This is a genomic window from Armatimonas sp. (assembly GCF_031410135.1).
Taxonomy (GTDB): Bacteria; Armatimonadota; Armatimonadia; order Armatimonadales; family Armatimonadaceae; genus Armatimonas.
This window is the reverse complement of record NZ_JANNYP010000504.1, coordinates 1-8,185: the sequence shown is the minus strand read 5'-3', so window position 1 is coordinate 8,185 and position 8,185 is coordinate 1. Positions and strand designations below refer to the sequence as shown.

8 protein-coding genes and 1 tRNA gene are annotated in these 8,185 nt (G+C 56.9%); 2 read left to right on the top strand and 7 right to left on the bottom strand.

Features of this window, described 5'->3' with window-relative positions; translation table 11 throughout:
* Positions 1-146 precede the first annotated feature (146 nt).
* Both RMO15_RS18725 and RMO15_RS18720 read right to left on the bottom strand, forming a co-directional pair.
* Positions 147-1,268 carry an acyltransferase gene (locus RMO15_RS18725; RefSeq protein ID WP_309715217.1) on the bottom strand — a complete coding sequence of 374 codons (1,122 nt, stop codon included), beginning with the start codon at positions 1,266-1,268 and terminating at the stop codon, positions 147-149.
* Positions 1,269-1,275: 7 nt separating this feature from the next.
* Positions 1,276-2,199 carry a C40 family peptidase gene (locus RMO15_RS18720; protein WP_309715215.1) on the bottom strand — a complete coding sequence of 308 codons (924 nt, stop codon included), beginning with the start codon at positions 2,197-2,199 and terminating at the stop codon, positions 1,276-1,278.
* Positions 2,200-2,268: 69 nt separating this feature from the next.
* Between RMO15_RS18720 and RMO15_RS18715 the strand changes: the two genes are divergently transcribed.
* Positions 2,269-4,104, top strand: coding sequence for a GDSL-type esterase/lipase family protein (locus RMO15_RS18715; protein ID WP_309715213.1), 1,836 nt, complete (start codon positions 2,269-2,271; stop codon positions 4,102-4,104).
* Between the two features lie 195 nt (positions 4,105-4,299).
* Positions 4,300-4,372: transfer RNA gene (locus tag RMO15_RS18710), tRNA-Met, on the top strand.
* A gap of 18 nt (positions 4,373-4,390) precedes the next feature.
* Here the strand turns inward: RMO15_RS18710 and RMO15_RS18705 are convergent.
* The 5 genes from RMO15_RS18705 to RMO15_RS18685 all read right to left on the bottom strand — a co-directional run bounded on the left by RMO15_RS18705 (position 4,391) and on the right by RMO15_RS18685 (position 7,924).
* Positions 4,391-5,080 carry a penicillin-binding transpeptidase domain-containing protein gene (locus RMO15_RS18705; protein ID WP_309715210.1) on the bottom strand — a complete coding sequence of 230 codons (690 nt, stop codon included), beginning with the start codon at positions 5,078-5,080 and terminating at the stop codon, positions 4,391-4,393.
* Positions 5,081-5,134: 54 nt separating this feature from the next.
* A complete protein-coding gene (locus RMO15_RS18700; RefSeq protein WP_309715208.1) occupies positions 5,135-6,013 on the bottom strand; it encodes a LuxR C-terminal-related transcriptional regulator in 879 nt (292 codons plus the stop codon).
* A gap of 157 nt (positions 6,014-6,170) precedes the next feature.
* Positions 6,171-6,860 (bottom strand): ABC transporter ATP-binding protein, encoded by a 690-nt coding sequence (locus RMO15_RS18695; RefSeq protein ID WP_309715206.1) that lies wholly within the window; start codon positions 6,858-6,860, stop codon positions 6,171-6,173.
* Positions 6,857-7,642, bottom strand: coding sequence for an ABC transporter permease (locus RMO15_RS18690; protein WP_309715203.1), 786 nt, complete (start codon positions 7,640-7,642; stop codon positions 6,857-6,859). Before RMO15_RS18690 ends, RMO15_RS18695 begins: the two co-directional genes overlap by 4 nt.
* A 42-nt stretch (positions 7,643-7,684) precedes the next feature.
* Complete coding sequence (locus tag RMO15_RS18685; protein ID WP_309715201.1) at positions 7,685-7,924, bottom strand: hypothetical protein; 240 nt, start codon at positions 7,922-7,924, stop codon at positions 7,685-7,687.
* Between the last annotated feature and the right edge of the window lie 261 nt (positions 7,925-8,185).

The window sequence follows — 8,185 nt, the reverse complement described above, 5'->3', positions numbered from 1 at the left end:
GCCAAATCACGAACCGAAAAATTCTGGCGCTGCCTTATGCGCTGAATGCGTGCACCAAGCGTCTGTGGATCCATATGGGGGCAGTGTAGCCGATCACAGCCCGAGTGTCAACCAGCTCAGACAGTCCCAGTCTAAACGCATCTCTCCTATTTTACAGGTCGTTTTTTAAGAAAGGGCTTCTCGCAAAAACGGTAGAAGAGGAGCGCAAATACAAGGCTCCCCACAACTCCGATAAACAATCCTAAGATCCCACTAGGGTCAGGCACTCGGAGTTTTTCAAACAACTGAAGAACTACCCTTAAAATATAATGATGAGTAAGATAGAGGCTATAAGACACGCTTCCTATCCACATCATCCCCACGAAAAGCTTATGCTTTCCAATGCGAGAATCAAACGGGTGTAGGACAATTAATATAAAAGCGAAAAAAATAGAGACGACTGTACTGAGACGAAAGTGCTGAATAAATCCTACAAGATAATCGGGTTTAGAAAAGATGCTCAGCAAAGTAATTAAAAAAATACCAAGCCATCCTCGTGATTCACGATCTTTTGCATTCCCTAAAAAATCATAGACAACTACGCCAAAACCAAAATTTGGCCACATACAAAAAGGATAGGGTACAAGAGTTCCCCAAATAGCATTAGCAAGAACACAGAGAAGAGTCAGACAATGTAGGCTTCGTAACATCATGCGTGCCCCACACCGCCGACCAACGGCCACAAGAGCAAAACCAATGAGAATATAAAACGCCAGTTCATAACACAAAGTCCAACTGATCGGCAAAATACTAGGAATATTCCATGAAAAACGAGTGACTATTGTAATTAAATACTGAGCTAAAAATAAGTTTAAAAAAATGTAATGAGAACTAAAAAGTCCATCGACTCCTTCAGAAAACCCATTCCCTGCAATAAAATGATGAGATGATAAATAATCCGTTATTTTCAACAAAATAAAAAATACAATTAACGAACACCAATAAGGAGGGAAAATCCTGCGAAACCTCGCTAGAAAAAAATCTCGCGGATGGGAATCACGGCTTAATGAGATAACAGCAGCATTGGCGATACAAAAGCCACTGATGACAAAAAACATCTGAACACCAAGCCAACCGTACTCCGCAAGACGAAATATCGGAGAGCCTATAAGTTCTTTATGATGGTACGAATGCACGCCCGCAGCATGGTAAATAACAACCATGACACTAGCAAGCCCACGCCACAAGTCCAAACTTAGATAGGAAAGACGCGGCGGAGGCTTGCTCATGACGAAACTAATCGCGGCGAATGGCGACGAGCTTGTTCACGTAGCTCTTGAAGAGTGGATCAACATCTACACACTTGTGGTTGCTGGAGGCGTGGATAAAGAAGCCTTCCCCAATATAAATACCTGTATGAGTGATCGTGGAGCCGCCTTTCATGGCGAAGTACAGACGATCTCCTGCAATCAGGTTCCCCGTATCGGTGATGGTACGCCCCACTTGAATCTGATGGCCCGAGTGCCGGGGGAGATCCACGCCGATCGTGGAATAGACATTCTTCGTGAAGGCAGAGCAATCAAGCCCGGAGCGCGTGTTTCCCGCCCAGACATACGGAACTCCCATGTACGAAAATGCCTCACGTAGCACTTGGCGCTGCCTCTCCGTGAGGCCACTGCGATCGGCTAAGCCACTTGATGTTGTTGTTTTCGGCTCACTGGGAGTGCTCGCAAGGGTAATCTCGGTATTGTAATCAAGAAGCTCCATTGCCTCTTTTGGCACCCAGCCAATGGTGTTGTTTACCATCAGCACACCATAGAGATCGTCCATTTCGGAGATCACGGCCAGGGTCTGCCCACGGGTAGCCGTCGAGAGAATCTTACCGGAGACGATGCGGGTGGAGCGGATTGCGAGGGAGTCCACGGCCACTTTGGCGGGTCGTACGGTCACGGAAGTAGGTGCAGATTGCGGCTGATCTTGAGGTCGCCCCGATCGGCTAGAGAGGTTTCCTCGGCTCGGCGTTGCTTTTTTCGGGATCGGAGGCAGGCTTTTCGTCTGTGGTGCTTTCGCAACGGTAAACGAGGGAGCAGCCACACCACGCGTCGCCGCTGAGGAAGACGTCGCTCCTGTATTGACAGTCACATCGAGGGAGCCGCCTTGTGCCCAAGCTGCCGGAGCGAGCAGGGCAACTAGAGGTAGTACACCAGTTATGATCTTCACAAAAGTGATTATCGGCGAAAAATGCCCATTTAGCAAGGTTTTTCTGAATTTCTCAGGCATACTCTCTCTATGGATCGCATCACCGATTGGTTTGGGTTTCGGCGTGTCTCTTTTTCGGTGTCAGGTAAAGAAGGTTGGCTGACGGAACCAAAGTCCGTACAACCGGGGAAGCCCTGGGTCTGGCGGGCATCATTTCCCGACTTCCACGCTGAGATTGACAGGGCGCTCTTAGCGGCAGGCTGGCACATTGGTTATTTGGAGACCGGCGAGATGCTGGGCTGTGACGCGGCGCTCGATCTCTGGGACGCTTTCTACGAAGAAGTGACCAAGAACCGAGGACTGGCGATAAAACCCGCCTTGGAAGCCGTCAGTCGTGGCGGGCTCTATGCCTACCGCTATGCCGCGCGGCACCCGGAACGGATTGCTGCGCTCTACGCCGATACGCCCGTCATGGATCTCAAGAGCTGGCCCGGTGGCAAAGGCAAGGGAGTCGGCGCTCCGGCGGTATGGAAGATCGCCTTCGAGCGCTACGGTTTCCAGAGTGAGGCAGAAGCGCTTGCCTACGCCCAGAACCCCTTAGACATCCTCTCCACAATTGCCAAAGCGAAGATCCCCCTACGCCATGTGATTAGCCTCAATGATAGAGTCGTCCCTGCCGAAGAGAATACGCTAGAAGCGCAGCGGCGCCTCAAGAAGTGGGGAGCGACGATGGAGCTGGTGACGGTGGCCGAGGGAACATCGGAGAGCCAAGGCCACCACTTTCCGCTCCCTGCTGTGGCCGAGAGTGCCGAGTTTTTCAAGCGGTTCACTCGTGGCAAGAGCTACCACACGCTACGCCGTGGCTTGAAAGCTTTTGGCCCAAAAGCCACGGTGGCGTTTCTGGGGGGCTCGATCACGTTTTCTCAAAATGGCTGGCGCGACCGCGTGGAGCAGTGGCTGGTCGCACGCTTCCCCCAGACCCAGTTCACCTTTATCCGCGCTGGGATTCCGTCACTCGGCTCCGTCCCCCACGCGTTTCGGCTGGAGACAGATGTTTTAGCCCAAGGCACGCCCGACTTACTGTTTGTGGAAGCAGCGGTCAATGATCCAAGTAACTTCACGACACCCGAGCGGATGGTTCGGGGCTTAGAAGGCGTGGTGCGCCATGTCCGAGCAACACTCCCTCACTGCGATATTATCCACCTACACTTTGCCATGCCCGAGCACGTCCAGAGCTGGAAACAAGGCAAGATGCCGCTGGTGGTTGCGCAGCATGAGAAAGTGGCCGAGCGCTACCAGAACCCGTCGCTGGATCTTACCCGTGAGGTTGCCGAGCGCATCGCAGCCGGTGAGTTTACGTGGGAGCAAGACTTCAAAGACCTTCACCCCTCCCCTTTTGGTCACCAGCTCTACGCCAATAGCATCACGCACCTGCTGGATGCTGCACTGAGCACACCACGCCCCAGCAAGCCGTTGTCCCTCCCGAAGCCTGTAGACAGCCGCAGCTACGCCATGGGGCGCTATGTGCTTCCCAGCGAGGCGACACAGCTTGCTGGCTTCGCTCTTGACCCATCGTGGCAGCCCACCGATGGCAAGGGCACACGCGAGGGCTTTGTGAGAGTTCCGGCGCTTGTCAGCACCACCCCAGGAAGCCACTTTACGCTCGCGTTTACGGGTAAGACAGTGGGTCTGATGATTGCCGCCGGGCCAGACACAGGGACGCTGGAAGTGATCATAGATGGCAAGCCCTATCCGGCTCAGGACACCTTCACCCCCTGGAGCGGTGGTCTCCACCTCCCCTGGGCTGTGATCCTCGCCGATGACCTCAAGCTAGGTGCGCACACACTCACGGTAACACTCTCGGGAAAGCGCCACCCGCAGGCCACAGGCACAGCGCTCCGCGTGGTGTATTTCCTAGTTTCTTAGGGCTTCCTTTAGCAAGTCCCCCATCTTTACGATACAGACAGTGATGACTCTGAAAATTTGGCGAAACCGACGCATAGGGCAGATAATCTGCCCCAGCGCCTTGGCTTCGCCTGTGTGATCCCGATTCTCCGCTTCACGTTTTCTCTGAGCGGCGGCTTCCCGAAAGGCGAAGCCGCCGCTTTTTTTATTGCCCTCGTGCCTTTGGCTTAGCGGTTAAAGCGTCGGCCTCATAAGCCGAGGATCGGGAGTTCGAATCTCCCAAGGCACATAGCTCTCTCCTAGACCACTACTGAGTGAGGCGCTTCACGAGCTCTTCGCGCACCATGGGGCCGATGATGTCGGGCAGGTGGCGGACAATAGCAAAGGCGATGTCCTGACCGCCTTCGGTGTAGGCTCCGACGTACCAGCCGAGTGAGCGCCCGTTCTTGTCTTTTGCCGAAGAGCCTGTTTTTCCCCAAAGTGCATACTTACCTGTTTTTTGGAGGAGTAGGCTCTTTCGCACCACCGCCTGATGCTCCTTCGCAAATGGCAAGCTACCCGCCGCGAGCTTACTTGCCAGAGCTGCTTGCTCCTGCGGAGAGATTGTGAGCGAGCCATCAATCCAGGCATCTTCCGGGCGCTTGCCTTTCCAGCCGCTGCCATAGTTCAGTTCTTGAAGAGTAATCCGCAGTCGCTTCTCGCCCAGCTTGCGGGCGACCTCGCGGAAGTACCACTCCGACGATTCCTGGAGCGCCACCGCAAGATCCATGTCCTTGCGCCACTCCGGTCGCCCCACTAGTTCCCCGTTCCAGCGCCAGACGGTCTTGGCTGAGGGAATCACCCCGCTCTCCAACCCAACCAGGGAGAGCACGAGCTTGAAGGTGGAGCACGGGACAAGACGGGTCTGGATGCCGCCGTAGCGCTGTTGCTTGCTGCCCGTTAGGACGACAGCACCACCGTGGGTGCCGGGGAACTTAGAATCAAATATCTCTTTCATGGCTTATAGGATAGGGCAACTCAGCGCTTTGCCGCCTCAGCTTTGGGCGGATTTCTATCTACTCCCAAGCAGTAGTTGGCGCACGCCGCTACGCCCCCCCGCATCGAGTTTTTTGATGAGATTAGCCGCGTGGGTCTTGACGGTTTTCTCGGAGATTCCCAGCTCCTCGCCGAGCTCGCGATACGTCAGCGGCCCCGCCAAGAGCTGCGCGATCTCCCGCTCTCGTACGGTGAGCCCGGCGAGCGGATCGGCCTGTGCTGCCTGAGCGATGAGAAGCTCTACCGTCTCGGTCTGCGCTTGGGCGATGGTCTGGCAGAGCGGCGCAAGTTCGGGAAAGCGCCCTCGGAGCTCCTCAGCCTGGCGGCGTAAGCGACGGAGCGTCTGGGTGACTGCAGGCTCGGCGGGCGTGGGCGTCCCAAACCGTACCCGTCGCTCGGCATCTTCCCGCTGCCGCGCCAGTGCGGTGACCAGAAGCTCCGCCAGCCCTTCCAGAAAGCGACAAGTGCTCTCGTCATAGACGCCCTCGGTGTAGGAGAGCATTGCCACCACGCCGATCACGCGCCGGTTCCCCTTACCGAACTCAAGCAGCGGCGCAATCACGCCCTCACGCGAGCGGCGGCTAGAGTCCCCAAACGCACGCCCTCGGTGCAAAAGCAGCGCCTGATCCGTCTTTGACCAGTAGGTTTTCTTATTTTTGACAATCCACGCCGTCACTCCCTCGGGCGAGAACGTGTTCACATTGGGATCGTCGTATTCGTGGCCGTCCCAGTTGTACGGGTAGACAATCGCGCTCTCCCCCTGGCGAAACCCGATGTAGAAGGAGTCCACCGGAGCCGCTTCCTCCGCTACCGTACGGGCTTTGTGGTAGAGCAAGTACGGGCTCACCCGCGCCGCCGCAAAAAGCTGCGTGTCGGCATCTTGGAGAATCTGCATGAAGCCCTCTCTCCGTTTCCCCTCCCTCCCCCCTCCCTCCCGATAACGGGAAAGGGAGGGGGAGTTAGAGAGGTATGATCCCCCCTCTCCCACCCGAAGGGCGATAGTTATTGGCACCCAGAGGGTACCCGGGGGGCGGGGGGATGAGGGGGAAAACCTAGCGCTCCAGACCCAGTGCCGTGAGGAGTGCATGCGTCGCCTCGACCACGGCGGGAGAGGTGACTTGCCGGGGACGTGGTGTGGGGATGGCGTACTCGCACTGGATTTGGGCGGGGCGCTCCGAGAGAACCAAGACCCGATCGGCAAGCTGAGCGGCTTCTTCAATATCATGGGTCACCAGAATCACCGTGCACGGGCGCTTGTCCAAGAGCCGGGCAAGCTCAGTGCGCATCTTCAGACGGGTGAGGTAGTCGAGCGCCGAGAAGGGCTCATCGAGAAGCAGTAAGTCCGTCTTGCCTGCCAGCGCCCGTGCCAGCTCGACACGCTGGCGCATCCCGCCGGAGAGCTGGTGTGGGTAGGCATTGGCAAACTCGGTCAGCCCGACAAGCTCTAAAAGCTCGGCAACCTCTGCCTCAGAGGCTGTCCCCAGCGCGATATTCTGGCGCACCGTTCGCCAGGGAAAGAGCCCGTCTGTCTGATAAACGGTACGGGTCGTCCCCGTACGGGTCACTGTTCCTTGTGATGGCTTCAGGTGACCAGACAGAATCGAGAGGAGCGTGGTCTTGCCGGAGCCACTCGGGCCGACAATCGCCAGAAATTCCTGCGGCGCGACACAGAGATCTAGCGGGCACAGCACCTCCAAGCCCCCAAACGTATGTCCAACACCTCGTAGCTCTAAAGCGCTCATCGCTCCCACCCCCAGCGCAGTGACGGTATTCGGGTAAGAAGCATCAGCAAGCGGTCAAAGGCGATCCCCAGAGCCCCAATCACCAGCATCCCCACCAAGATAAGATCCGGGCGGAGTGCCTGGTTGGCATCCTGGATCAGAAACCCCACCCCACGATCTCCGGCGATCATCTCCGCCGCCACGAGAACCAGCCAGCAGAGCCCCATGGTCACCCGTAGCATGGTCACCAGCTGCGGCATGATGGCGGGGAAGAGCACCTGGGAGAAAAGCCTGAGTCCACGGAGCCCATAGTCTTCCGCGACCCGGAAGTAGACACGGGGAACGGCCACGACGGCAGCGACTGTGGTGACGGCCACGGGAGGGAGCGCGGCAAGCAAGATCAGAAAAACCACGGTCGTGTCCCCCGTCCCCAGCCACAGAACCGCAAACGGAATCCAAGCCAGCGGCGAGAGCGCACGCAGAAAATTCAGGACAGGGAGTAGTGCCTCACGAGCAGCCACGATGCGTCCCAGCCAGAGCCCCAGGGGCACCCCCAACCCCACACTCAAAACATAGGCAACCAGCACACGGGTCAGTGAGGCCAGCGTGTCTTTGAGAAGGCGGCCATCGCGCGATGCTTCCGAAAACCCGGCAAGTGCCTCGGTTGGGGAAGGAAACAGCCCGATCTGAGTGCTGGGTCCGGTAGGACGAACCAGCCAACCACGTGCTGCGGCAAAAAACCAAGCAGCGAGCAGAACGAAAAGAGTGGCGAGGGGAAGAAGAGAGCGCAGCGGAAGCTTCATGTCTGGAGAAGTATAGCACGCCAGGCACCGACACCCACCCTATCACTCTCCCTGTGTGGGCGAAGGCAGGGGAACGAGCTGGACACGGCGGATCTGCCCCCAGCCCAGCTCGTACGTGGCTTCTGGACGGCCTGTCCCCACACTCACATGGTTGGTGGGATGGATTGTCAGCGTGTCGTAGCGAGCATCCGCCGTCCACTCGATCACAGCGGTTTCCCACTCCCACTCCGCCATTCCGCCTGCCTGATGGATCGCCATGTTCACTGTAGATCGCTTCGCCATGATCGGCGGTTCCCCAAAAGTGAATCGCCCCAATGCCTCCCGAGCTCTCCGGCGGAACCCACTGTGGTGTCCCATGAAGCGCCTGCCACCCGACGACGCTGGCCCAAGGCAGGGAGTTTCGGGTGCAGGACATTAAAGTGGTGAGGGGAGCCGATTTGCACTCACCGCCTAAAGTGGGCATCATGGCAGGATGACCGAGCAAACCAAACAGAGACTGCGAGAGCGATTTGAACAAATCCTGGCAGCACAATACAAAAAGGC

Coding starts and splice junctions, on each gene's coding strand:
- RMO15_RS18725 (WP_309715217.1), bottom strand. CDS start 1,268: ATGAGCAAGCCTCCGCCGCGTCTTTCCTATCTAAGTTTGGACTTGTGG.
- RMO15_RS18695 (WP_309715206.1), bottom strand. CDS start 6,860: ATGAGCGCTTTAGAGCTACGAGGTGTTGGACATACGTTTGGGGGCTTG.
- RMO15_RS18690 (WP_309715203.1), bottom strand. CDS start 7,642: ATGAAGCTTCCGCTGCGCTCTCTTCTTCCCCTCGCCACTCTTTTCGTT.
- RMO15_RS18715 (WP_309715213.1), top strand. CDS start 2,269: ATGGATCGCATCACCGATTGGTTTGGGTTTCGGCGTGTCTCTTTTTCG.
- RMO15_RS18700 (WP_309715208.1), bottom strand. CDS start 6,013: ATGCAGATTCTCCAAGATGCCGACACGCAGCTTTTTGCGGCGGCGCGG.
- RMO15_RS18685 (WP_309715201.1), bottom strand. CDS start 7,924: ATGGCGAAGCGATCTACAGTGAACATGGCGATCCATCAGGCAGGCGGA.
- RMO15_RS18705 (WP_309715210.1), bottom strand. CDS start 5,080: ATGAAAGAGATATTTGATTCTAAGTTCCCCGGCACCCACGGTGGTGCT.